Here is a 23039-nt window from a genome sequence, read left to right as displayed (position 1 = left end):
CCGCGCATAGTTGCGCTGCGAAGGACGGCGAAACCGGGGGTGGGATGGTCGATGGCCGGGCACGGGGCGGAGGAGCATCCACACGGTGCCGACCGACTGTGCGAAGCCGGGGATCGCGTGTACTCCCGGGCCGTACGGCGGGGCCGTGTGCCGCGCCGGGACGCCGAGCCGGTGCCCTGCCTGCTGGAACTCGCCCTGCTGCACCCGGACCCGGATGACATGGACTGGCTGGTGCCGACCTCCCCGCAGGAGGTCATGACCCGGCTGCTGCGCGGGATGTACGACGAGGTCAGCGCGAGCCAGCGGCGGGTGGGTTCGGTGGTGGCCGCCTTCGAGTGGTACGCCGGGCTGGGCCGCCAGGTGCAGCCGGCCGCGTCGGCCGCGGAGGGCCCGGCGATCCGGGTCCTGGACGGACTCGCCCGGATCCAGGCCGCGATGGACGAGGCGACGCAGGCGTGCACCACCGAGGTGCTCACGGTGCAGCCGGGCGGCATCCGCCGCGAGGCGGAGCTCTCCGAGGGGCTGCACCGGGCGCTGGCGCTGCGCGGCCGGGGCGTGCGGATGCGGGACCTGTACACGCACGTCGCCCGGCACGGGCAGGGGTTGCTGACCTACCTGGAGCTGATGGGCGACGCGGTGGAGGCGCGCACGCTGGACGAGGTCATCGACCGGCTGATCCTGTTCGACCGGACGGTGGCCTTCATCCCCGCCAACACCGACCGCACGATGGCGCTGGAGCTGCGGCACCCCGCGATCGTCGAGTACCTGGTCACGGTCTTCGAGCGGCTGTGGCGCCTCGCGATCCCCCTGACGGCCCCGCTCCCCGACACCGGCATCGAGGGCATCTCGCACCGGGAGCAGTCGATCGCGGCCCTGCTCGCGGAGGGGCATCAGGACGCCGTGATCGCGGAACGGCTGGGCATCAGCGTACGGACGTGCCGGGCGCACATCGCGCGGCTGTCGGAGACGCTGGGGGCGGCGAGCCGTACCCAACTGGGCGTGCGCATCGCCCAGGTGGGGCTCGACGGGCCGCCCCAGGTGGCCGCGCCCCTCAGCGTTCCTCGCCGAGAATCCCGGACTGCCCGATGAGGTAGCCGAGTTGGGCCCTGCTCTGGCTGCCCAGCGTCGCGGCGAGTTTGGCGATGTGGACGCGGGCCGTGCGCACGTTCATGCCCAGCCGGTCGGCGATGACGGCGTCGGTGTGGCCCTCGACGAGGAGGGCGGCTATGGCGCGTTGGCGGGGGGTGATGCCGTTGTGGGAGGGCTGGGGGGCGGCTTCGGGGAACAGCGGGGTGGCGAGGCGCCAGAAGCGGTCGAACGTGGTGGCCAGGTACCCGACGATGGCCGGGTGCCGGATCTCCAGGGCGAGGCTGCCGTTGTCGTCGGCGGGGAGGAACGCCACGTCCCGGTCGACGATGATGAGCCGGTCGGTGATCTCGTCCAGCGCACGCGCCTCGATGTCGCCCTTCAGCCGTTCGTGGTGCGCCACGGTCGTGGGGTGGTGGCGCAGGGTGTGCTGGTAGAGGGTGCGGATGCGGCCGCCGCGGTCCAGCAGCGCCTGGTCGCGGCGGGTGGCGAGGGCATAGGCCGCCTCGACCCGTGCCCCGGGGAGCCCGCTGCGTGGCTGGACGGTCAGCAGTTCCCGGCAGGCGTCCGCCATGGCCTCGGTGATGGCCGTGTTGATCTGCTCCTTCCCGTCGAGGAGCCTGAGCGTCGGGGTGGCGTCCGCGGCCGGGTGATGTCCCTCCGCGGCCATCAGCGGCCCGAAGGTCTCGGCCAGCTGTTCCTCGCGCCGCCGCTCCCGCGCGATCCGTTCCTCGGAGGTCCGCAGCAGCCGGTGGAGGGCGACGGCCGGCGCCACGGGCTCCAGCCGGTGGAGGTCGTCGACGGCGGGGTGCAGCAGGCCGAAGCCGATCAGGCAGGGTGCGGCGCGGGCGGCGTCCACGGTCGTGTGCCCTTCGCGCAGGGCGCGTTCGTACAGCGCCATGCCGTCGGGGCACAGTTCGTCCGCGTCGTGCTCCGGGTGGGGCGCCGACGTCACGCGGGACTACCTCCTGTTCCGTCGTCCTGCTTCAGGATCTCCGACCGTGCTATGAGATACCCGAGTTGCGCCCGGCTGCCACTGCCCAGGGCCGAGGCCAGCTTGGCGATGTGGGCGCGGCAGGTCCGCACGTTCATGCCCAGGCGGCGTGCGATGGCTTCGTCGACGTGGCCCTCGACCAGGAGCTTGGCGATGGAGTGCTGGATCTCCGTGATGCCGCCGGACGCCGCTTCGTACGGGGTGCCGGTGCTCAGCGGGACGGCGCGGTCCCACAGGTACTCGAAGAGTTTGATCAGGTAGCGGACGAGGCCGGGGTGGCGCAGTTCCAGGGCGACCTGCTGGTCGTCGCGCGCGGGGATGAAGGCGACGGTCTCGTCGCAGATGATCAGGCGCTCCACCAGCTCGTCTATGGTGCGGTACTCCGCCTTGCCGTCGGAGAGCCGCGCCGCGTAGGCCAGTTGCTCCGGGTTGTAGCGGGCGGTGTGCTGATACACCGTCCGGATCCGCACACCTCGTTCGATGAGCGGCTTGTCGCGTTCCAGCCCTCTCAGAAGGCTGCGTTCCGACATACGGTCGCTCGGCTGGAGCGTGAGCACCTCGGTCCTGCACTGGGCCGTCGCCATGTTGAGTGCGGCGTTGATCCGCTCGCCGCCCTCCAGCACGGTGATGGAGTCACTCGTGGCCGTGTGGGTACCCATGGCCATGAAGGGCTGGAAGGTCTCCGCGAGACTGATGGCCAGGCGCCTGCGCTCGGCGATCTCGTTCTCCAGCGGGCTGAGCTGCCGGGACAGGGCGACGACCGGGGGCACGGGGCGCAGCCAGTTGGGATCGTCCGGATCGGGGTGGAGGAGGGCGAACTCCACCAGGCAAGGGGCCGGCTCCACTTCCGCGCGAGCGATGCGCCCGGTGCGCAGAGCGGAGGCATACAGACGGCTGCCCTCCTCGCACCACTCGGTCATCGCATGGGGATGTGTCCCTCTTGCCGGATTCGTTGCCAAATCTCCACCCCCCAGGGTCCTGAACATGCAGGAACATGATGCATCGATTGTGTGGCCATGACGTGCCCGAATGAGCCATCGTCGTACTCGACGGGGGAAAAGGGGACCTTCAAGTGAGGACGAAGCCGACTATGCGGAACAGAATGCTTCGCTCGGTGCTTGTCGCCGCCTTCTCCGCCGTTGCAGCCCTCGGCGTACTGAGCGGCTTCTCCGAAGCGAAGAGCGATGTTCGGGCGAACACCAGCTGGCCGTCGGTGGCTCAGACCAGCAGCGGCATCAACAACACCAGCTGGCCGAGCTCCGGGGCAGCCGGATCCGGGAGCTGACCGTGACCACTCCACCCGACGACCGCTCCTTCCGCCGTGAAATGGCGACCGCCTACCGCTCCGGCTGGCACTTCATCGACCTGGTCACCGCCATCCCCCACAGCGGTGACTCGCTGATGGTGACCGTGTTCGGAGAGCCGGTCGTCGTCACGCGGGACGAGGACGGAGACGTACGGGCGTACCGGTGTCTGCGGCGGCCTCGGGGGGCGCCGCAGCCAGTGCGATGTGCCGTACGGTACGGAATGATCTTCGTGAACCTGGACCAAAGGGACCATCAGCAGGTGGAGGCCGACTCCCCTGCCCCGAGGACCATCTCTGCCACCCCCCGCAGTGCCTGACGCGATTCCCCCGTCGTAACAGATCGCTCAGGTGCTTCCCCCCGCAGCGGCGTCACCGTGACCTGAACACGGTGACGCCGCTGCAGTTTGTGGGGACATTTCCGGGTATCCGCCCAGTTCCCCGGTGGCTGGAACCAGTCGATCACCGGTGTGGATTTTCACTTCCCTCAACCGCGCCCCATCGTGCGCGTCAGCTCCCTCTCGATGACCGCGCGCGCCGGGTTCGGCGGCGAGCGAGCCGGGCCGCGGGGATCGTATGTGAACCGGACGGGGGTACCACGTGCGGAGTACCGTCCGGGCTCCCGGCGCGTCCTTGAGTGCAGTAGACTCAACTTTGTGTAAGTCGTTCGGGTCAGTGCAAGGAGGAGAACGCGAACGTGGACGCCGAGCTGACCAACCGGAGTCGGGACGCGATCAACGCTGCCAGCAACCGGGCCGTGACCGAGGGGCACCCCGACCTCACCCCCGCCCACCTGCTCCTCGCACTGCTCCAGGGGCAGGACAACGAGAACATCACCGACCTGCTCGCCGCGGTCGACGCCGACCAGGCCGCCGTGCGCTCCGGCGCCGAGCGCGTGCTCGCCGGGCTGCCCAGCGTGACCGGGTCGACCGTCGCGCCGCCCCAGCCCAACCGCGAGATGCTCGCCGTCGTCGCCGACGCGCAGGCCCGCGCCAAGGACCTCGGCGACGAGTACCTCTCCACGGAACACCTGCTCATCGGCATCGCCGCGAAGGGCGGCGCGGCCGGCGAGGTGCTGTCCCAGCAGAGCGCCGACGCCAAGAAGCTCCAGGCCGCCTTCCAGAAGACCCGGGGCCAGCGCCGGGTGACGACGGCGGACCCCGAGGGCCAGTACAAGGCCCTGGAGAAGTTCGGGACCGACTTCACCGCCGCCGCCCGGGACGGGAAGCTCGACCCCGTCATCGGCCGGGACCAGGAGATCCGCCGCGTCGTGCAGGTGCTGTCGCGGCGCACCAAGAACAACCCCGTGCTGATCGGCGAGCCCGGCGTCGGCAAGACCGCCGTCGTCGAGGGGCTCGCCCAGCGGATCGTCAAGGGCGACGTGCCCGAGTCGCTGAAGGACAAGCGGCTCGTCGCGCTCGACCTCGGCGCGATGGTCGCGGGCGCCAAGTACCGCGGCGAGTTCGAGGAGCGCCTGAAGACCGTCCTGGCCGAGATCAAGGACTCCGACGGACAGATCATCACCTTCATCGACGAGCTGCACACCGTCGTCGGCGCCGGGGCCGGCGGCGACTCCGCCATGGACGCCGGCAACATGCTCAAGCCGATGCTGGCCCGCGGCGAGCTGCGCATGGTCGGCGCCACGACCCTCGACGAGTACCGCGAGCGGATCGAGAAGGACCCCGCGCTGGAGCGGCGCTTCCAGCAGGTGCTGGTCGCCGAACCGACCGTCGAGGACTCCATCGCGATCCTGCGCGGACTCAAGGGCCGCTACGAGGCCCACCACAAGGTGCAGATCGCGGACAGCGCGCTCGTCGCCGCCGCGTCCCTCTCCGACCGGTACATCACCTCCCGCTTCCTGCCCGACAAGGCGATCGACCTGGTCGACGAGGCGGCCTCGCGCCTGCGCATGGAGATCGACTCCTCGCCCGTCGAGATCGACGAACTCCAGCGCGCCGTCGACCGGCTGAAGATGGAGGAGCTGGCGATCGGCAAGGAGACCGACGCCGCCTCCCGCGAGCGCCTGGAGAAGCTGCGCCGCGACCTCGCCGACAAGGAGGAGGAGCTGCGCGGCCTCACCGCCCGCTGGGAGAAGGAGAAGCAGTCCCTCAACCGCGTCGGCGAGCTGAAGGAACGCCTCGACGAACTCCGCGGTCAGGCCGAACGCGCCCAGCGCGACGGCGACTTCGACACCGCCTCCAAGCTGCTCTACGGCGAGATCCCGGCGCTGGAGAAGGAGTTGGAGGCCGCCTCCGAGGCCGAGGAGGAGGTAGCCAAGGACACCATGGTCAAGGAGGAGGTCGGCGCCGACGACATCGCCGACGTCGTCGCCTCCTGGACCGGTATCCCCGCCGGGCGCCTGATGGAGGGCGAGACACAGAAGCTGCTGCGCATGGAGGACGAGCTGGGCAAGCGGCTCATCGGCCAGACCGAGGCGGTGCGCGCGGTGTCCGACGCCGTACGCCGCAGCCGCGCCGGGATCGCCGACCCCGACCGCCCCACCGGCTCCTTCCTCTTCCTCGGCCCGACCGGCGTCGGCAAGACCGAACTCGCCAAGGCCCTCGCCGACTTCCTCTTCGACGACGAGCGGGCGATGGTCCGTATCGACATGTCGGAGTACAGCGAGAAGCACAGCGTGGCCCGGCTGGTCGGCGCCCCGCCCGGATACGTCGGCTACGAGGAGGGCGGCCAGCTCACCGAGGCCGTGCGCAGGCGGCCGTACTCCGTCGTCCTGCTGGACGAGGTGGAGAAGGCCCACCCCGAGGTCTTCGACATCCTGCTCCAGGTGCTGGACGACGGGCGCCTCACGGACGGCCAGGGCCGCACGGTCGACTTCCGCAACACCATCCTCGTCCTGACGTCGAACCTGGGCAGCCAGTTCCTGGTCGACCCGATCACCAGCGAGGAGGAGAAGAAGGAGCAGGTCCTGGAGGTGGTGCGGACCTCGTTCAAGCCGGAGTTCCTCAACCGCCTGGACGACCTGGTCGTCTTCGCCGCGCTGACCAAGCCCGAGCTGGAGCGCATCGCGAAGCTCCAGATCGACCGCCTGGCCAAGCGCCTCGCCGAGCGGCGCCTCACCCTCGACATCACGCCTCAGGCCCTGGCCTGGCTCGCGGAGGAGGGCCTGGACCCGGCCTACGGGGCCCGGCCGCTGCGGCGCCTCGTCCAGACGGCCATCGGCGACCGCCTCGCCAAGGAGATCCTCTCCGGGGAGATCAAGGACGGCGACACGGTCCGGGTGGACCGCTTCGAGGACGGGCTCCTGGTGGGCCCGGCCACGGCCAAGACGCTGTAGGCGGCCCGGGTCCCTGGCGTCACATCGTGAACGCCGAGAAGCGCACCCGCGCCGTCTCGGCGTTCACGTACTCCACCCTCACCTGCACCACGTGCGCCTCCGCCGCGCCGGGCATGCCGTCCTCGTGGGTCACATCCAGACAGAGCGCCGCACAGGAACCACCCGTACGGGCCTCGGGGGCGTCCGGGTACGTGGCGCGCAGCCAGTCGCGCACGTCCGCAGGCGGCATCCGCAGCACCGCCGTGTACGCGGTGTCGATGCCCCGCTGCACGGCGCAGTGGCCGACCTCCGCGCCCCCGGGACGCGCGGCCCCGCCGAAGGCCAGCGCCTCGGCGCAGGGCACCGTCACCGTGCCTCCCCCGCGCGTGTCGTCCTCGTCCGTCTGGCCCCACATGAAAAGGCCGATGACGAGGAACCCGAGGAGGAGCACCGGTACTGCCAGAAACGGCAGGATCAGCCCCCACCGGGTATGCCCCCGGCCCGTCGCCGCCATGGCCGCCGCCCCCTTCGTCCACCCTTGGGGGAGACGGGTTCCGGCACCCGGAGGTTGCGGTTGACCGGATCGTGTCAGCCGTGGGCTGACAGGGCCTGTCGGGGCTTGCCACCCCCCTCCCCGCATGGGGGAGGATGGCGGAATCCGTACGAAGGGAAATTCACGGTGACCATCGACCCGTCCTCGATTCCGAACTTCGGGGGCCAGCCCGAGCCGCAGCCGCAAGGACCGGCGGGCCCCGTCGTCCCGGATCAGGACCTCGTGAAGCAGCTCCTCGACCAGATGGAGCTCAAGTACGTCGTCGACGACGAGGGAGACCTCGCGGCGCCGTGGGAGCAGTTCCGCACCTACTTCATGTTCCGTGGAGAGGGAGACCAGCAGGTCTTCTCCGTGCGGACGTTCTACGACCGGCCCCACGAGATCGAGGCCAAGCCGCAGATCCTGGAGTCCATCGACGACTGGAACCGCCGCACCCTGTGGCCCAAGGTCTACAGCCACACCCACGACGACGGCACGGTCCGCCTGATCGGCGAGGCCCAGATGCTGATCGGCATGGGCGTGAGCCTGGAGCACTTCGTCTCCTCGACGGTCAGCTGGGTGCGCGCCGCGATCGAGTTCGACAAGTGGCTCGTCGAGCAGCTCGGCCTGGAGCAGGAGATCAACGAGGCGGAGAAGCCCGAGGACGACGAGTAGGGCCCCCGAGCGGGCCTCTCACGGCGCGTCGGCGCGTACGAACGGGTGCGTGCTGTACGCGCCGTTTGCTTGTTCGCGGGCGAGGTGGGCCGCTCTCGAAGGCGAGTTGAAGGCCGGAGGCGCCGCATCCGAGGCAGCCGGTTCCCGGCCGCCGTCCGTCTTCCGGACTCGCCGGACCCTTGTCCGCGAGGGGCCGGTCGGCCGCTGACCTCCTGAAAGAACCGGGAGGGCCCGACCCGCGAGCGTCCTCGCCTTCCGGCTCCGGGAAACGCCGCTGCCGACGCCGCCCCCACCCCCGCCGCCCACGATCGCCGAGCACCCCGCCGTACTGCCCTTCCAGACCTGCGACGGCTGTGAGCGTGCCTTCCGCGCCCCGGAGCCCGGACACTGCCGGAGCTGCCGAGAGCGCATGGGTGCGGAGAACCTGCGTGCGGCCGGCTGACCCCGTGGGTGGGGCATGGTCGACAGGTTCAGGGACGGACTGCTGACTCCCACGGAAACAGCCTCCTACCTGGAGATTCCGCAGTCGACGCTCCACTCGTGGCTGAAGGGCAGGGCTGCCGGGGCGCCCCTGGTCCACCGGATCGAGCCACTGCGGAAGGGACAGCCCTCGGTGCCGTTCATCGCGGTGGCCGAGGCCCATGTGCTCCGTTCCCTGCGCTCCCTGGGACTGCGGACGAGCGAGATCAGGGAAGCGGCGGCCGCCGTACGGGACGCCTTCGCCACTCCGTACGGACTCGTGTCGGAGCGGATCGCGACGGACGGTGTGGACATCTTCGTCGAGCCCGGCCTCGGCGACCTGTGCAGGGCGCGGGACGGTCAGACGCCCATCCAGCCTGCGACTCAGGCAGTACCCGGACTCCGTACCCGTCGTGATCGACCCGAGGTTCGGTCACGGAACTCCCGTCGTGGCCGCCAATCGGGTCCCGGTCAGGGCCATCACCGACCTCTGGGAGGCCGGGGAGATCGGGCAGTGGGCAAGGCCGGTCCGGCCGCCTACGCGGTACGGCGCGACCGCGTCGAGCGCACTGGGCCACCCTGACCGACGGGGCGGGGACGGCCCGAACGCGTCTGGAAGGCCGCCCCGAGTCGCTTCGCGGCCTCCTGAAGGACCTCCGTCCGCTTGCAGAACGCGAACCGTACGAACGGTGCGCCCTCCTCGCGGTGGTCGTAGAAGACCGCGTTCGGGATGGCGACGACGCCGGCGCGTTCGGGCAGGGCGCGGCAGAAGGTGAAGCCGTCCGTTTCGCCGAGGGGGCGGATGTCGGTGGTGACGAAGTACGTGCCCGACGGGCGGAAGACCCGGAAGCCCGCCTCCTCCAGGCCCGCCGACAGCAGGTCCCGCTTGGCCAGCATGTCGTCGCGGAACGCGGTGAAGTACGACTCGGGCAGCGCCAGTGCCTCCGCGACCGCGTACTGGAACGGGCCCGCCGAGACGTACGTCAGGTACTGCTTCGCCGAGCGGACCGCCGTGACCAGCTCCGGGGACGCCGTCACCCAGCCGACCTTCCAGCCGGTGAACGAGTAGGTCTTGCCGGCCGAGCCGATCGTCACGGTGCGCTCGCGCATCCCCGGGAACGTCGCCAGCGGCACGTGCTCGGCGTCGTCGAAGACCAGGTGCTCGTACACCTCGTCCGTCACCACGAGCAGGTCCCGCTCCACCGCCAGCTCGGCGATCGCGGCCAGCTCCGCGCGGGTGAGGACCGTGCCGGTCGGGTTGTGCGGGGTGTTGATCAGCAGCAGGCGGGTGCGGTCGGTGACGGCGTCGCGCAGCTCGTCGAGGTCGAGGCGGAAGTGGCCCGCGCCCTCGTCCGCGCGCAGCGTCACCGGCACCCGGCGTCCGCCCGCTATCGCGATGCACGCCGCGTACGAGTCGTAGTACGGCTCGAAGGCGATCACCTCGTCGCCGGGTTCCAGCAGGGCCAGCAGCGCGGCGGCGATCGCCTCCGTGGCCCCGGCGGTGACCAGGACCTCCGTGTCGGGGTCGAAGGACAGGCTGTAGCGCCGCTGCTGGTGGGCGGCGACCGCGGTGCGCAGCTCGGGGATGCCGGGGCCGGGCGGGTACTGGTTGCCACGGCCGTCCCGCAGCGCCCGCACGGCCGCCTCCCTGACCTCCTCGGGGCCGTCGGTGTCGGGGAAGCCCTGCCCGAGGTTGATGGCGCCGGTGCTCAGCGCCAGGGCCGACATCTCGGCGAAGATCGTCGTCCCGAACTCGGCGAGCCGACGGTTGAGGAGGGGGCGCGCGCTGGAGGTCATGCCGGTCATCCTGCGCCGAAGCTCTGGAGTTCCTCAACTCTGCTTTGGCGCGTTCGAGGGCCGGGCATCACCGGTTCACGCAAGTGCGAGGCGCCCACGGGGGGCCGCTTCGGGGGAAACGGAAGGAGGGTGACGCCATGGTCGTCGGCATCATCCTGGCGGTGATCGGAGTCGTCTTGATCGGGGCGCTCGTGTCCAAGGCCCGCAGGGGCGGATCCGGGCGGACGACGCGTCGCGGGGCGTGGGCGTCCACCGGTTCCGGTCGTCACGACAGCGGCGGCAGCTGGTGGGCCGGCGGGGGAGACTCCGGCTCGTCCGGCGGGCACTCCTGCGGGGGCGGCTCGTCCTGCGGTGGAGGCGGGGGCGGATGCGGCGGCGGAGGCAGCTGACCGCTACACCGGCCGGCCCTCACGACGGGGGAGCCGCATCCACCGAGCGCGAGCGCGAGCGCGGGGTCCGCACCTGGGGCGGGCCCCGCGTTCCCGTGTCGGGCCGGAGTTCTCGACCGGCGGATGTGCCGAACCTCTGTCCGGTGACGTTACGTGGATTCAGGCAACTTCTCATGCCTGTAGGACAACTGCGCCCAGGGGGTGGCGCGTCCGGAGGTGACTCCGGCAACTGTGGGCGTCACAGGGCCACTTCGGTGGTCAGGCGGAATGCCGGGCGCCGGTCCGTCCCGGTCGGTGGGTGCGCGCCACGGCGCACCGGCGCACGCCACCCCGGCACCGGCGCACGCCGTGGTTGAACAGTTGAGCAGTGGAGCCCTCTGAGGGGTGGAAGCCGTACGAACTTGGGTAAAAACGCTGTGGCAGCGCCACAGTTCATGATTCCCTCTCACCAACGCAGCCTCTCGGACGTCCCGCGGACACCTTCCTGAAACCGGCCGACCGGTCTGACCCGGGCCGACAATCCCCCGGTGCGACCGGGGCGCAGCGGACCCATCTCCCTCTCCTTTGTGTGCTTGCGGAGCCGATCCATGCTCACGACCCTGAACACCTCCTACAGCGACACGCGCGCGGCCGACCTCGCCTGGGCCCTGGGGCGCGAGCCGCTTCCCGCCCTGGCCACGCTCGACCTCGAACTGACGGGCAGCAAACTGCAGTTGCGACTCCTCGGCGCGTCCCACCAGGTGCTGCTGGAGGAGGAGCGGGGCGTCTGCTCGGAGACGGTGGCGTGCATTCCGGGCAGCAGCACTCCGCTTCCGCTCGGCGTCGCCAAGCGGGTGGGCGACTGGGAGTACGAGTTCGCGGCCCGGGTCGAGGTCCTCTCGCCCGGCTCCTTCGCGGGCCGCGCCCAGGAGTTGCTCGCCCTCGTCGCCGACCACCCGCACGGCCTCGCCGGCGTCTTCCCCGGCAGCCCGCACGCCTTCACGGCGCTGCTGGCCCAGCACCACGAGGGGCAGGTGCACTGGCGGACCTGGCACGCGTACCCGCAGGACGGCCAGTTGGTGGCGACCCGTACCAGAGTGGGCGTTCGGGTTCCAGCGGCGGTCACCGCGTCCTGACCGAGCGGGCCGGACGGAGCCCGACCGACCGGGCTCTGCCGCCGAACCCCTTCTCGTACCGATATCCGTCCTCTGTAAACCAGCACCACACGTGTGGGTGACGGACCGCAGCGCAGACGTGACGTAACGTCGCAGGGTGATCGAGCCGCACGTGCCCGCCCCGCCCGGTTCCCCGCCGCCCTGGAGCGCCCCGGACGGTCCCGGCGGCCCGGCGCGGCTGCCCGTCCGGCCGGGCACCGGACGGTTCCTGGTCCTTGCGGGCGTCTTCGTCTGCGCGGCCTGCGGACTCGTTTACGAACTGGAACTCGTCGCGTTCGCCTCGTACTTGATGGGCGACTCGGTCGCCCAGGCGTCCGTCGTGCTCTCCGTCATGGTCTTCGCCATGGGCATCGGCTCCCTCGCCGCGAAGCGGCTGCGCGGGCTCGCCGCGGCCGGCTTCGGCGCCGTCGAGGCCACCCTCGCCCTCGTCGGCGGGTGCAGCGCGATGGCCCTGTACGCCGTCTTCGCCTGGACCGGCGACTGGGGCGGGATGTGGGCCAGCGGACCGCGCTGCCTGCTCGTCGCGTTCTCCCTCGTGACCGGGCTGCTCATCGGCGCCGAGATTCCGCTGCTGATGGAACTGATCCAGCGCATCCGCCGCGAGGACGCGGGCGGCGCCGTGGCCGACCTGTTCGCCGCGGACTACGTCGGCGCCCTCGTCGGCGGCCTCGCCTTCCCCTTCCTGCTCCTGTCGTTCCTCGGGCAGCTGACCGGCGCGCTGCTCACCGGCGCTGTCAACGCGGTCGTCGGCGGCGCGCTGGTGCTCGGCCTGTTCCGCCGCGACCTCACCCGGCGCGCCCGCCGGCTGCTGCTGCTCGCCAACGCCCTCGTGCTCGCGATCCTCGCCTCGGCCGCCGTCCTCGTCGACGACTTCGAACGGGCCGCCCGGCACGCGGTGTACGGAGAGGACGTGCGGGTGGCGCTCCAGTCCGGCGTGCAGGAAGTGGTCCTCACCGGCGGCACGCCCGGCCGTCCCCTCGACCTGTTCCTCGACGGTCGGCTGCGGGTCAGCGGACGCGACGAGCTGCGCTACCACGAGGCCCTCGTCCACCCCGCGATGAACGGGCCGCACGCGCGCGTGCTCATCCTCGGCGGCGGCGACGGCCTCGCGGCCCGCGAGGTGCTGCGCCACCCCGGAGTGCACCGGGTCGACGTCGTCGAACTCGACGCCGAGGTGGTCCGGCTGGCCCGCACCGACCCGTCCCTGTCCGCGCTGAACGAGCACGCGTTCGGCGACCCCCGCGCGCACGTGACCACCGGGGACGCCTTCGGCTGGCTCCGCTCGGCGCCCCCCGCGACGTACGACGTGGTCGTCTCGGACCTGCCGGACCCGGGCATCACGGCGAGCACGAAGCTGTACTCGCAGGAGTTCTACGGCCTCGCGCGGCGCGTGCTGGCCCCCGGCGGACGGCTCGTGGTGCACGCCGGGCCGGTCGCGTCCAGCCCCCGCGTGTACTGGACGGTGGAGGCGACGGTGCGCGCGGCCGGCTTCCGCACCGCCCCGTACGGCACGGGCGTGCGGCACGCCGGTTTCGCCGTCGGGCCCGACCGCACGCCCGCCGACCGCTCCCACGCGCCCCGGGACTGGGGTTTCGTCCTGGCCGCCCGCACCGAGCCGCGGCCGCGCCTCGACCCGAACGGCCCGCGCCCCCGCGTCCTCACGGACGCGTCCCTCGCGGCGGGCGCGCGGGCGGCGCGGGAGACACGGATCGCGGGGCTGCCGGCGTCGACGCTGGTGCATCCGCGCTACTGAGCGGTCGGAGCGGTCGGAGCGGACGGGGCCCGTCCGGCCGGGCCGGGAGGATACGCCTGGTGGGGGCGGATCGGGCGTGAATCCCTCAGGCGGGGGTGCGTTTCGGGCTGTGCTGGGTAGAGTCCGTCGACATGGAGCACGAGGTGTTCGTTCCGGTTCCGGCCGAGCGGCTCAGGGAGGTGCTGGACGACCCCGCGCGGGTCGCCCGGGCGGTTCCCGGGCTCCAGCAGGACGCCGGCGCCGAGCCCGTCGCCGGGCGGCTGAAGATCCGGGTCGGCAGCCACTCCGTCACGTACCGGGGAGCGGTACGGCTCTCCCGGCGGGACGACGGGGCGTACGCCGCCGAGGGCGAGGCGGAGGAGTCGCGCGGCAGCGGCTCGGTCACGCTCGCGCTGCGGATCGCCCTGCGGGAGGCGGACGACGGCTGCACCGTGGCGTTCGACGGCACGGCCTCGGCGAAGGGGCGCATCACCGACCTCCCTCCGGACGCGGTGGAGGGCGCCGTCACCCGGCTGCTGAACCGTTTCGCGGAGCACCTGGCCACGGCCGCGCCGGACCCGACCGCGCCCCTCGCCACCCAGGACTTCGAACCCCGGGCCACGACGGACCACGAGACCACCCCGGACGCCGACGACGCGCCCCCGCCTCCGCCTTCCGCTCCCACGCGGCCGGAGGGCGGCTCGGCGGAGGCCTCCGGCCCAGCGCCCCAGGACGAGCCCTCCGCTCGCGGCGACGACGCTCCCGAGCCGGGGCTCACCGAGGAACCTCCGGGCTCCGCCGACGAATCCGCCTCCGCGTCCGCCTCCGTCTTCGGTGCCGAGGTCCCGCCCTCGTCCCTCGAACCCGCGGGGGAGGACGACGAGGACGACGAGGACACCGAGGGCGTCGCCGAGGCGGCGCACGCGCGGCGGACGATGATCGGGCGCAGCGCCGAGGAGGTGGATCACGCCCCGCCGCGCGGTCGCTACGCCCCCGTCCCCGCGCCCCAGACGGTGTCACCGCCAGCCCCGCTGCGTTGGGCCGCCCCCGCCGCGGCCCTGGCCCTGGCATCGGCCATCGTGGCGGTCCGGGCGCTGCGCAGACGCCGCTGAAGGCCGCCCACGGACGCCGCGCCGGGGGCGTGCGCGGACCTGGAGGCCGCGAGGGGCCTGGCGGACGCCGCTGAAGGCCGCCTACGGACGCCGCGCCGGGGAGCCTGCACAGGCGCCCCGCCGGGGAGCCTGCACAGGCGCCGCTGAAGGCCGCCCACGGACGCCGCGCCGAGGGACATGCGCGGACCAGGACGCCGCGAGGGGCCTGTGCGGGACGCCGCCGAGAGGCCTGCGCGGGTGCCGCCAGGGGCCCGCCCGCGCCGCTGAGGGCCTGCGCCGGCGCTGCCGTAGCACGCCGTACCGCCGCCGCAGCAGCACGCCGTACCGTCGCCGAAGCGGCCCGACCGCCGAGGCCCTCTTGATCACCCCAGTAGGGTCGTCCCGTGAGTGACGAAGACATCACGCTGACCGCGGGCGACGCGGAGGCGACCGTGCAACCGGGCAACGGCGGCCGGGTCGGAGGGCTGCGGATCGGCGGCGTCGAACTGCTGCGGCAGGGCGAGCGGTTCGGCTGCTTCCCGATGGTGCCGTGGTGCGGGCGGATCCGGGACGGGCGGTTCCTGGACGGCGGCGTCGTACGGCAGATGCCCCTCAACGCCCCGCCGCACGCCATCCACGGCACCGCCCGCGACAGCGCCTGGCGCACCGCCCGCACGAGCACGGCCGAGGCCGTCCTCACCCACGAGCTCACCGCACCCTGGCCCCACCCGGGCCGCGTCACCCAGATCGTCGCCCTCACCGAGGACACGCTGACGCTGACCATGTCCGTGGAGACGTACGAGTCGTCCTTCCCGGCGCAGATCGGCTGGCACCCCTGGTTCAACCGGAACCTCGGCGGCGAGGACGTCACCCTCGACTTCGCCCCCGCCTGGCAGGAGGAGCGCGGCGACGACCACCTGCCCACCGGCAACCGCGTCGACCCGAAGCCCGGCCCCTGGGACGACTGCTTCGGCATGCCCGGCGGCGTCGACGTGACCCTCACCTGGCCCGGGCAGCTGGAGCTGAAGGTGACCAGCCGCGAGGAGTGGGTGGTCGTCTACGACGAGCAGCGGGAGGCCGTGTGCGTGGAGCCGCAGACCGGCCCGCCCAACGGGCTCAACACCCTGCCGCGCCTGGTCACGCCCCTGGAGCCGCTGGAGGCCACCACCACCTGGAGCTGGCGCCGCCTCTAAGCTGGGCGGCATGACGGACACACGCGGCGCGCTGCTGCAGCAGATCAAGGACAAGGCCGTGGTGCACGGCAAGGTGACCCTGTCGTCGGGTCTGGAGGCCGACTACTACGTCGACCTCCGCCGCATCACCCTCGACGGGGAGGCCGCCCCGCTCGTCGGGCAGGTGCTGCTGGACCTGACCGCCGACCTGGACTTCGACGCCGTCGGCGGCCTCACCATGGGCGCCGACCCGGTCGCCGCCGCGATGCTGCACGCGGCCGCCGCCCGCGGGAAGCACCTGGACGCGTTCGTCGTGCGGAAGGCCGCCAAGGCGCACGGGCTGCAGCGGCGCGTCGAGGGCCCGGACATCGCCGGCCGCCGCGTGCTGGTCGTCGAGGACACCTCCACCACCGGCGGATCCCCGCTCACCGCCGTCGAGGCCGTGCGCGAGGCCGGGGCCGAGGTCGTCGCCGTCGCGACCATCGTCGACCGGGCGACCGGCGCCGCCGAGAAGATCCAGGAGGGCGCCGGGGTGCCGTACCTGTTCGCCTTCTCCAAGGACGAGCTGGGCCTCGACTGACCGGGGACTGACCAGGGCGTGGACGGTGGCCTGGACCTTCCGGCCAAGTCTGGAAAGATGGGGCCGACGATGACGTCGCACCCCAAGGTCTAGGTCAGGGCCGTAGACAAAGCAGTACGTCAACCCGCAGATACAAGGAGCGGACGCATGCCCATCGCAACTCCCGAGGTCTACAACGAGATGCTGGACCGGGCGAAGGCAGGGAAGTTCGCCTACCCGGCCATCAACGTGACCTCCACCCAGACCCTGCACGCGGCCCTGCGCGGTTTCGCTGAGGCGGAGAGCGACGGCATCGTCCAGATCTCCACGGGTGGCGCCGAGTTCCTGGGCGGTCAGTACAACAAGGACATGGTCACCGGCGCGGTCGCCCTGGCCGAGTTCGCGCACATCGTCGCCGAGAAGTACCCGGTGAACATCGCGCTGCACACGGACCACTGCCCGAAGGACAAGCTCGACGGGTACGTACGTCCGCTGCTGGCCCTGTCCAAGAAGCGCGTCGACGCCGGTCTGGCCCCGCTGTTCCAGTCCCACATGTGGGACGGCTCCGCCGAGACCCTCGCCGACAACCTGGAGATCGCGCAGGAGCTGCTGGAGCAGGCCCGCGCCGCGAAGATCATCCTCGAGGTGGAGATCACCCCGACCGGTGGCGAGGAGGACGGCGTCTCCCACGAGATCAACGACTCCCTCTACACCACGGTCGACGACGCGATCCGCACCGCCGAGGCCCTCGGCCTGGGCGAGAAGGGCCGCTACCTGCTCGCCGCGTCCTTCGGCAACGTGCACGGCGTGTACAAGCCGGGCAACGTCGTCCTCCGCCCCGAGCTGCTGAAGGAGCTGAACGAGGGCGTCGCCGCCAAGTTCGGCAAGGCCTCGCCGTTCGACTTCGTCTTCCACGGCGGCTCCGGCTCCACGGAGGAGGAGATCCGCACCGCGCTGGAGAACGGCGTCGTGAAGATGAACATCGACACGGACACGCAGTACGCCTTCACGCGCCCGGTCGCGGACCACATGTTCCGCAACTACGACGGTGTCCTGAAGGTCGACGGCGAGGTCGGCAACAAGAAGACCTACGACCCGCGCACCTGGGGCAAGCTGGCCGAGGCCTCCATGGCCGCCCGCGTCGTCGAGGCCTGCGGCAACCTGCGCTCGACCGGCACGAAGATCAAGTAAGTCCTGTCCGTCCCGGTTCCAGCCGGCTCCAGTCGATTCCGGCTGGTTCCATCCGGTTCCACCCGGTTCATTCGCGTCGAGCCCGGCACCTGCCCAGGTGCCGGGCTCTTCCGTATGCTCCCTGCATGCCCGACGTACGGCTGGCCTCACCACAGGGCAGGTGGATCCTGCTCACCACCGTCCTCGGCTCCAGCATGGCGCTGCTGGACTCGACCGTCGTCAACGTCGCCCTCCCGCGCATCGGCCGCGACCTCGACGCGGACATGGCCGCCCTGCAGTGGACCGTCAACGCGTACATGGTCACGCTGGCCGGGCTGATCCTGCTGGGAGGGGCGCTCGGGGACCGGTTCGGGCGGCGGAAGGTCTTCGTCGTCGGGGTGGTGTGGTTCGCGGTGGCGTCCCTGCTGTGCGGGATCGCACCGAACGAGCAGGTGTTGATCGCCGCGCGCGCCCTGCAAGGGGTGGGCGGTGCGCTGCTGACGCCCGGGTCGCTGGCGCTGATCCAGGCGTCCTTCCATCCCGACGACCGGGGGCGGGCCGTCGGCCTGTGGTCCGGCTTCGGCGGCATCGGGGCGGCGGTCGGGCCGTTCGTCGGGGGCTGGCTGGTGGACGGGCCGGGCTGGCGGTGGGTGTTCCTGCTGAACGTGCCGCTGGCGCTGCTGTGCGTGCCGGTCGCCCTGCGGCACGTCCCCGAGTCGGGGGACCAGCGGGCCCACGGGCGGTTCGACGTGCTCGGTGCGGTGCTGGGGGCGGTGGCGCTCGCGCTGGTGACGTACGCGCTGATCGAGGCCGGGGAGGGTGGTGCCGTGGCGGCGGTCTCGGCGGTGGCCGGGGTGGCCGCGGCCGTCGCGTTCGTGGTCGTCGAGCGGCGGCGGGCCGAGCCGATGATGCCGCCGGACATCTTCGCGTCCCGGCAGTTCACGGCCGTCAACCTCGTGACGCTGTGCGTGTACGCGGCGCTCGGCGGGTTCTTCTTCCTCGCCGCGCTCCAGTTGCAGGTGGTCGTGGGCTACTCGGCCCTCGCGGCCGGTACGGCCCTGCTGCCCACGACCGTGCTGATGCTGCTGCTGTCCGCGCGGTCGGGGGAGCTGGCCGACCGGATCGGGCCCCGGGTGCCGCTGACGGTGGGACCGCTGCTGTGCGCGGCGGGGATGCTGCTGATGCTGCGGGTCGGGCCGGGGGCGTCCTACCCGGCCGACGTGCTGCCGGCGCTGGTGGTGCTCGGGCTGGGCATGGTGACGCTGGTGGCGCCGCTGACGGCGACCGTGCTGGGGTCCGTGGACGTGGCCCGGGCCGGGCTGGCCAGCGGGATCAACAACGCGGCGGCCCGGGCGGCGGGGCTGGTGGCGGTGGCGGCGTTGCCGTTGCTGGCGGGGATGGGGGAGGAGGCCTATCGGACGCCGGGGGCCTTCGACGCGGCGTTCGGGAAGGCCATGGGGTGGTGTGCGGGGGCGTTGGTGGTGGGGGCGTTGGTGGCTGTCGCGGTGGTGCGGAGGCCTCCGGCCGGGTGCAAGCGGCCGGAGTGTCTGCGGCATGGGGGTGTGGCGGCGCCGCCGTTGGAGGGGGAGTCGGTGCGGAAGCGGTTGCCGTAGGCCCGGTTGTGCTGGTGCTCGGCGTTGGTGCTGAGGCCGGGTGGGTCCGCAGCCAGGCGGAGCGGGGTGCCTCCCCAAGCTCTCGGCTTCGCTCGAGCAGGGGGGACCCTCACCGCCCACCCGTGCCGCCCCAGCGGCACGATGGCCCGCAGCTGAGTTGGGTGTCCGCTGGTCTGTCGTATGGCGCAGACTTGGGGCATGTCCATTCACGAGAATCTTCTCGGGGGTCCGCCCCCGACCCATCTGCCCGATGATCCCGGGCCGCGCGAGATGCTCGCGTCGGGCGCATCGCCCGTCGAGGTCGCCGCCGCGCACCCCACCTCCTCGCTCGCCTGGGCGCAGCTCGCCGACGAGGCGTTCGAGCGGGGCGCGGCCGTGGAGTCGTACGCGTACGCCCGTACGGGCTACCACCGCGGCCTGGACGCGCTGCGCCGCAACGGCTGGAAGGGCCACGGCCCGGTGCCGTGGGAGCACGAGCCGAACCGCGGCTTCCTGCGTGCCCTGCACGCCCTCGCCCGCGCCGCGCAGGCGATCGGCGAGCAGGAGGAGTACGAGCGCTGCTCCCAGTTCCTGAAGGACTCCTCGCCGACGGCGGCGCAGGTCCTGGGCTGACCGGCGGCCCGAGTGTGTGAGGCTCGCCCGTCCCGAGCGGGCGGGCCTTGCGGTTTCGGGGGACGATTGCGGAGTATGCCGGTGGGGACCGGGGCCCCCGTGCCGGCATCGGCAGGGGCGGACCGCTACCCGGAGTTATCTGCAGGAGACAGCGATGTCCCACGAGGCTCACGAGCCCGAGACCCCGCATCTCGATTTCCAGGGCACCACGCCGTACGAGGACTACGTCAAGGCGGACGTGCTCACCCACCTCCAGCACACCCTCTCCGACGACCCCGGAGAGATGGTCTTCCTGGTGACCACCCAGGTGATGGAGCTGTGGTTCACCGTCATCGTCCACGAGTGGGAGACGGCGGCCCGCGCGCTCCGGGGCGACGACGTACCCACCGCCACAGCCGCGCTGAAGAGGTCCGTGCGCGAGCTGGAGGCGCTGAACGCCTCCTGGAGGCCGCTGGCCCAGCTCACCCCGGCCCAGTTCAACTCGTACCGCAGCGCCCTCGGCGAGGGCTCGGGCTTCCAGTCGGCGATGTACCGGCGCCTGGAGTTCCTGCTCGGTGAGAAGTCCGCGTCGATGCTCGTCCCGCACCGGGGCGCGCCGCGTGTGCACGCCGAGCTGGAGAAGGCGCTGCACGAGCCGAGCCTGTACGACGAGGTCGTACGGCTGCTCGCGCGGCGCGGGTACGACATCCCGGAGACCGTGCTGCGGCGCGACGTGTCCCGGCGCTACGAGCCGTCGCCGGAGGTGGAGGCGGCCTGGGCGGCCGTCTACTCCGGTGACGAGAGCGACGAGCTGGCCCGCCTCGGCGAGGCGCTGAGCGATGTCGCCGAGCTGGTGTGGCGCTGGCGTAACGACCACCTCGTCGCCACGCGCCGCGCGATGGGCGCCAAGGCCGGCACGGGCGGTTCCGCCGGGGTGGCATGGCTGGAGAAGCGCGCGCAGAAGAACGTGTTCCCCGAGCTGTGGACGGCGCGGTCCTATGTCTGAGCAGGCGATGCGGGCGGAGAAGCTGGACGCCGCCGACGAACTGCGCGGCAAGCGCGACGAGTTCGTCCTCGACGACGTCATCTACCTCGACGGCAACTCGCTCGGCGCGCTGCCGGCCGTCGTGCCCGGGCGGGTCGAGGACGTCGTACGCCGCCAGTGGGGCGAGCTGCGCATCCGGTCCTGGGAGGAGAGCGGCTGGTGGACGGCGCCCGAGCGGATCGGTGACCGGATCGCGCCGCTGATCGGGGCGGCGCCCGGGCAGGTCGTGGTGGGCGACTCGACGAGTGTCAATGTCTTCAAGGCGCTGGTGGGAGCGGTGCGGCTCGCCGGGCAGGGCCGCGACGAGATCGTCGTCGACGCCACGACCTTCCCCACCGACGGGTACATCGCGGAGTCCGCCGCGCGGCTGACCGGCTGCACGCTGCGGCCCGTGGCACCGGCGGACGTCCCGGCCGCGCTGGGCGACCGCACCGCCGCCGTCCTCCTCAACCACGTCGACTACCGCACCGGCCGGCTGCACGACCTGCCGGCGCTGACGGCCGCCGTGCACCGGGCCGGGGCGTACGTCGTGTGGGACCTGTGCCACAGCGCGGGCGCGCTGCCGGTCGGGCTCGACGAGCACGGGGTGGACCTCGCGGTCGGCTGCACCTACAAGTTCCTGAACGGCGGGCCCGGTTCACCGGCCTACCTGTATGTGCGGCGGGAGCTGCAGGACCGGTTCGACTCGCCGCTGCCCGGCTGGAACTCCCACGCCGAGCCGTTCGGGATGCGGACCGACTACGAGCCGGCCTCCGGTGCCCTGCGCGGCCGGGTCGGTACGCCCGACATCCTCTCCATGCTCGCCCTGGAGGCGGCCCTTGAGGTGTGGGACGGGGTGTCGGTGGCGGCCGTGCGGGCCAAGTCCCTCGCGCTGACGGACTTCTTCCTGGAGTGCGTCGCGGAGTACGTGCCCGAGGGACGGGTCGAGTGCGTGACGCCGGTGGCGCACGAGGAGCGGGGCAGCCAGATCGCGTTGCGCTGCGCCGATGCCGGTGAGGTGATGAAACGGCTGATCGAGCAGGGGGTGGTCGGCGACTTCCGGGCGCCGGACGTGCTGCGCTTCGGGTTCACGCCGCTGTACGTCGGGTTCGCCGACGTGGAGCGGGCGGCCCGGGTGCTGGCCCGGACACTGGCCTGACGTTCCCGCACCGGACGGCCCCTGCCGGAGGGCCCTTGCCGCCGCGGGGGCTGTCCGGCCTTCGCCGTTCGCTCTTCACCCAGCGTGACATCCCCGTGTCCGCCCACGTCACCCGCCTGATACCGTCCCGGCCAACGGCCGGATCCCCACCTGGTCCGCCATCTACGTTCGATCGCTGAGAGGTTGGAGCATGACGGACGACGTCGCAGCGGCACGGGCCGCCGCGGAAGAGAAGTCGGTGTTCTCGCACGCGCCCGTCGACCCGGACGCGACCGCGGCCTACGGTGACCATCCCGACCAGGTGATCGACTTCTACGCCCCGCGCGGGGAAGGCGGCCCGGGCGGCCCCGCCCCGGTCGTCCTCGTGCTGCACGGCGGTGCCTGGCGGGCGCCGTACGACCGGCGCCACCTCAGCCCCTTCGCGGACTTCCTCGCCCGCCGCGGGTTCGCCGTGGCCAGCGCCGAGTACCGGCGCGGTGGCGGCGACGACTCCGTGGCGGGCCGCTGGCCCGACACCTTCGACGACGTCGCCGCCGCGCTCGACGCCCTCCCGGCGCTCGTCCGGGAACTGCTGCCGCAGGCCGACCCGCGCCGGACGGTCCTCACCGGCCACTCGGCGGGCGGGCACCTCGCGCTGTGGGGCGCGGCCCGGCACGTCCTGCCGGCCGACTCGCCCTGGCGGGCCGGCGGCCCGGCGGCCCTGCGCGGCGTCGTCGCCCTCGCCCCGATCGCGGACCTCGCCGTCGCCGACAAGCTGGACGTGTGCGGGGGTGCCGTACGCCAACTCCTCGGCGGTGACGAGCACTTCGCCGAGCGGCAGCCGTACGCGGACCCGGCGCTGCTGCTGCCCACCGGCATCGCCACCACCCTCGTCCAGGGCCGCGCGGACCTCGTTGTGCCGCAGGCGGTCGCCGAGTCGTACGCGGACGCGGCGGCGAAGTCCGGGGAGATGGTGGGGGTGACGCTGCTGGAGGACGTGGGGCACTTCCCGCTCGTCGACCCGGCGGCGGACGCGTGCGCCGTGGTGGCGGAGGAGATCGCGCAACTGGCCTGGTGAGCCGCCGTTGCGGTGGAGATCGGGGGGCCTGGTGAGTCGCCGTTGCGGTGGAGATCGGGGGGCCTGGTGAGTCGCCGTTCCCGTGCGACCGCGGGGCCGTCGCGACGACCCCGTGGGGTCCCTCCCCGGTGATACCCGTAGTACCTGAGAGCCAGTCCCGAGGTGAGCTCCGCGGTGGGACGCGGACGAGGCGGCCCGCTCCGTAACT

Annotated in this window: 20 protein-coding genes; 16 read left to right on the top strand and 4 right to left on the bottom strand. The window is 72.4% G+C overall.

All coding sequences use genetic code 11. From position 1 onward, the window contains the following. The first annotated feature begins 51 nt into the window (after positions 1-51). On the top strand, positions 52-1089 hold the full coding sequence (locus ACSUPV_RS18530; RefSeq protein ID WP_436947842.1) for a LuxR C-terminal-related transcriptional regulator: 1038 nt from the start codon (positions 52-54) through the stop codon (positions 1087-1089). Here the strand turns inward: ACSUPV_RS18530 and ACSUPV_RS18525 are convergent. Both ACSUPV_RS18525 and ACSUPV_RS18520 read right to left on the bottom strand, forming a co-directional pair. Further along, positions 1052-2041 carry a helix-turn-helix transcriptional regulator gene (locus ACSUPV_RS18525; protein ID WP_031116072.1) on the bottom strand — a complete coding sequence of 330 codons (990 nt, stop codon included), beginning with the start codon at positions 2039-2041 and terminating at the stop codon, positions 1052-1054. The two genes, ACSUPV_RS18530 and ACSUPV_RS18525, sit on opposite strands and share 38 nt — an antisense overlap. Continuing rightward, positions 2038-3000, bottom strand: a complete 963-nt coding sequence (locus tag ACSUPV_RS18520) for a hypothetical protein (protein WP_037765137.1) — start codon at positions 2998-3000, stop codon at positions 2038-2040. Before ACSUPV_RS18520 ends, ACSUPV_RS18525 begins: the two co-directional genes overlap by 4 nt. Before the next feature lie 367 nt (positions 3001-3367). Here ACSUPV_RS18520 and ACSUPV_RS18515 point away from each other — a divergent pair, with 367 nt between their 5' ends. After that, positions 3368-3703, top strand: coding sequence for a hypothetical protein (locus tag ACSUPV_RS18515; protein WP_037765134.1), 336 nt, complete (start codon positions 3368-3370; stop codon positions 3701-3703). 377 nt (positions 3704-4080) lie between these two features. After that, positions 4081-6678, top strand: a complete 2598-nt coding sequence (clpB, locus tag ACSUPV_RS18510) for an ATP-dependent chaperone ClpB (protein WP_436947841.1) — start codon at positions 4081-4083, stop codon at positions 6676-6678. A gap of 19 nt (positions 6679-6697) precedes the next feature. On the opposite strand, the gene ACSUPV_RS18505 is transcribed toward clpB, so the two are convergent. After that, on the bottom strand, positions 6698-7171 hold the full coding sequence (locus tag ACSUPV_RS18505; RefSeq protein WP_382613829.1) for a hypothetical protein: 474 nt from the start codon (positions 7169-7171) through the stop codon (positions 6698-6700). Positions 7172-7336: 165 nt separating this feature from the next. Between ACSUPV_RS18505 and ACSUPV_RS18500 the strand changes: the two genes are divergently transcribed. Together ACSUPV_RS18500 and ACSUPV_RS18495 are read left to right on the top strand one after the other, a co-directional pair. Beyond that, the gene (locus tag ACSUPV_RS18500) at positions 7337-7864 is read left to right on the top strand and encodes a YbjN domain-containing protein (RefSeq protein WP_037765125.1); all 528 of its coding nucleotides are present in this window, start codon (positions 7337-7339) and stop codon (positions 7862-7864) included. Positions 7865-8321: 457 nt separating this feature from the next. Then, on the top strand, positions 8322-8906 hold the full coding sequence (locus ACSUPV_RS18495) for a hypothetical protein (protein ID WP_436947840.1): 585 nt from the start codon (positions 8322-8324) through the stop codon (positions 8904-8906). Here ACSUPV_RS18495 and ACSUPV_RS18490 read toward each other — a convergent pair. Continuing rightward, complete coding sequence (locus ACSUPV_RS18490) at positions 8861-10129, bottom strand: pyridoxal phosphate-dependent aminotransferase (protein WP_436947839.1); 1269 nt, start codon at positions 10127-10129, stop codon at positions 8861-8863. The two genes, ACSUPV_RS18495 and ACSUPV_RS18490, sit on opposite strands and share 46 nt — an antisense overlap. A 967-nt stretch (positions 10130-11096) precedes the next feature. Here ACSUPV_RS18490 and ACSUPV_RS18485 point away from each other — a divergent pair. The 11 genes from ACSUPV_RS18485 to ACSUPV_RS18435 all read left to right on the top strand — a co-directional run bounded on the left by ACSUPV_RS18485 (position 11097) and on the right by ACSUPV_RS18435 (position 22831). Beyond that, a complete protein-coding gene (locus tag ACSUPV_RS18485) occupies positions 11097-11624 on the top strand; it encodes a DUF2617 family protein (RefSeq protein ID WP_382613837.1) in 528 nt (175 codons plus the stop codon). 136 nt (positions 11625-11760) lie between these two features. After that, the gene (locus ACSUPV_RS18480; RefSeq protein ID WP_382613840.1) at positions 11761-13416 is read left to right on the top strand and encodes a polyamine aminopropyltransferase; all 1656 of its coding nucleotides are present in this window, start codon (positions 11761-11763) and stop codon (positions 13414-13416) included. Between the two features lie 131 nt (positions 13417-13547). After that, a complete protein-coding gene (locus ACSUPV_RS18475; protein WP_359785352.1) occupies positions 13548-14507 on the top strand; it encodes an SRPBCC domain-containing protein in 960 nt (319 codons plus the stop codon). A gap of 383 nt (positions 14508-14890) precedes the next feature. Next, positions 14891-15679 carry an aldose epimerase gene (locus ACSUPV_RS18470; protein WP_037765119.1) on the top strand — a complete coding sequence of 263 codons (789 nt, stop codon included), beginning with the start codon at positions 14891-14893 and terminating at the stop codon, positions 15677-15679. A 10-nt stretch (positions 15680-15689) separates the two neighbouring features. Then, positions 15690-16238, top strand: a complete 549-nt coding sequence (pyrE, locus tag ACSUPV_RS18465) for an orotate phosphoribosyltransferase (RefSeq protein WP_031116061.1) — start codon at positions 15690-15692, stop codon at positions 16236-16238. A gap of 147 nt (positions 16239-16385) precedes the next feature. Beyond that, entirely contained in the window at positions 16386-17408 is a 1023-nt protein-coding gene (gene fbaA / locus ACSUPV_RS18460; protein ID WP_031116060.1) for a class II fructose-bisphosphate aldolase, read from the top strand. A gap of 125 nt (positions 17409-17533) precedes the next feature. Next, positions 17534-19000: an MFS transporter gene (locus ACSUPV_RS18455; protein WP_436947838.1), complete on the top strand. Its 1467-nt coding sequence runs from the start codon at positions 17534-17536 to the stop codon at positions 18998-19000. A 198-nt stretch (positions 19001-19198) separates the two neighbouring features. Further along, a complete protein-coding gene (locus tag ACSUPV_RS18450; RefSeq protein WP_031116057.1) occupies positions 19199-19612 on the top strand; it encodes a DUF3151 domain-containing protein in 414 nt (137 codons plus the stop codon). 154 nt (positions 19613-19766) lie between these two features. Beyond that, on the top strand, positions 19767-20597 hold the full coding sequence (locus ACSUPV_RS18445) for a tryptophan 2,3-dioxygenase family protein (RefSeq protein ID WP_031116056.1): 831 nt from the start codon (positions 19767-19769) through the stop codon (positions 20595-20597). After that, complete coding sequence (kynU, locus tag ACSUPV_RS18440; protein ID WP_031116055.1) at positions 20590-21774, top strand: kynureninase; 1185 nt, start codon at positions 20590-20592, stop codon at positions 21772-21774. The genes ACSUPV_RS18445 and kynU overlap by 8 nt, the downstream gene beginning before the upstream one ends. Positions 21775-21964: 190 nt before the next feature. Continuing rightward, a complete protein-coding gene (locus ACSUPV_RS18435) occupies positions 21965-22831 on the top strand; it encodes an alpha/beta hydrolase family protein (protein ID WP_037765112.1) in 867 nt (288 codons plus the stop codon). Positions 22832-23039 lie beyond the last annotated feature (208 nt).

This window comes from Streptomyces sp. SudanB52_2052 (assembly GCF_964272415.1).
In the GTDB taxonomy this organism is placed as follows: domain Bacteria; phylum Actinomycetota; class Actinomycetes; order Streptomycetales; family Streptomycetaceae; genus Streptomyces; species Streptomyces olindensis.
Note: the sequence above shows the minus strand (reverse complement) of the source record. Positions and strands in the feature narration are given on the sequence as shown.

Coding starts and splice junctions, on each gene's coding strand:
- ACSUPV_RS18445 (WP_031116056.1), top strand. CDS start 19,767: ATGTCCCACGAGGCTCACGAGCCCGAGACCCCGCATCTCGATTTCCAG.
- fbaA (WP_031116060.1), top strand. CDS start 16,386: ATGCCCATCGCAACTCCCGAGGTCTACAACGAGATGCTGGACCGGGCG.
- ACSUPV_RS18435 (WP_037765112.1), top strand. CDS start 21,965: ATGACGGACGACGTCGCAGCGGCACGGGCCGCCGCGGAAGAGAAGTCG.
- ACSUPV_RS18490 (WP_436947839.1), bottom strand. CDS start 10,129: ATGACCGGCATGACCTCCAGCGCGCGCCCCCTCCTCAACCGTCGGCTC.
- pyrE (WP_031116061.1), top strand. CDS start 15,690: ATGACGGACACACGCGGCGCGCTGCTGCAGCAGATCAAGGACAAGGCC.
- kynU (WP_031116055.1), top strand. CDS start 20,590: ATGTCTGAGCAGGCGATGCGGGCGGAGAAGCTGGACGCCGCCGACGAA.
- ACSUPV_RS18450 (WP_031116057.1), top strand. CDS start 19,199: ATGTCCATTCACGAGAATCTTCTCGGGGGTCCGCCCCCGACCCATCTG.
- ACSUPV_RS18485 (WP_382613837.1), top strand. CDS start 11,097: ATGCTCACGACCCTGAACACCTCCTACAGCGACACGCGCGCGGCCGAC.
- ACSUPV_RS18505 (WP_382613829.1), bottom strand. CDS start 7,171: ATGGCGGCGACGGGCCGGGGGCATACCCGGTGGGGGCTGATCCTGCCG.
- ACSUPV_RS18530 (WP_436947842.1), top strand. CDS start 52: ATGGCCGGGCACGGGGCGGAGGAGCATCCACACGGTGCCGACCGACTG.
- ACSUPV_RS18495 (WP_436947840.1), top strand. CDS start 8,322: ATGGTCGACAGGTTCAGGGACGGACTGCTGACTCCCACGGAAACAGCC.
- ACSUPV_RS18455 (WP_436947838.1), top strand. CDS start 17,534: ATGCCCGACGTACGGCTGGCCTCACCACAGGGCAGGTGGATCCTGCTC.
- ACSUPV_RS18475 (WP_359785352.1), top strand. CDS start 13,548: ATGGAGCACGAGGTGTTCGTTCCGGTTCCGGCCGAGCGGCTCAGGGAG.
- ACSUPV_RS18520 (WP_037765137.1), bottom strand. CDS start 3,000: ATGACCGAGTGGTGCGAGGAGGGCAGCCGTCTGTATGCCTCCGCTCTG.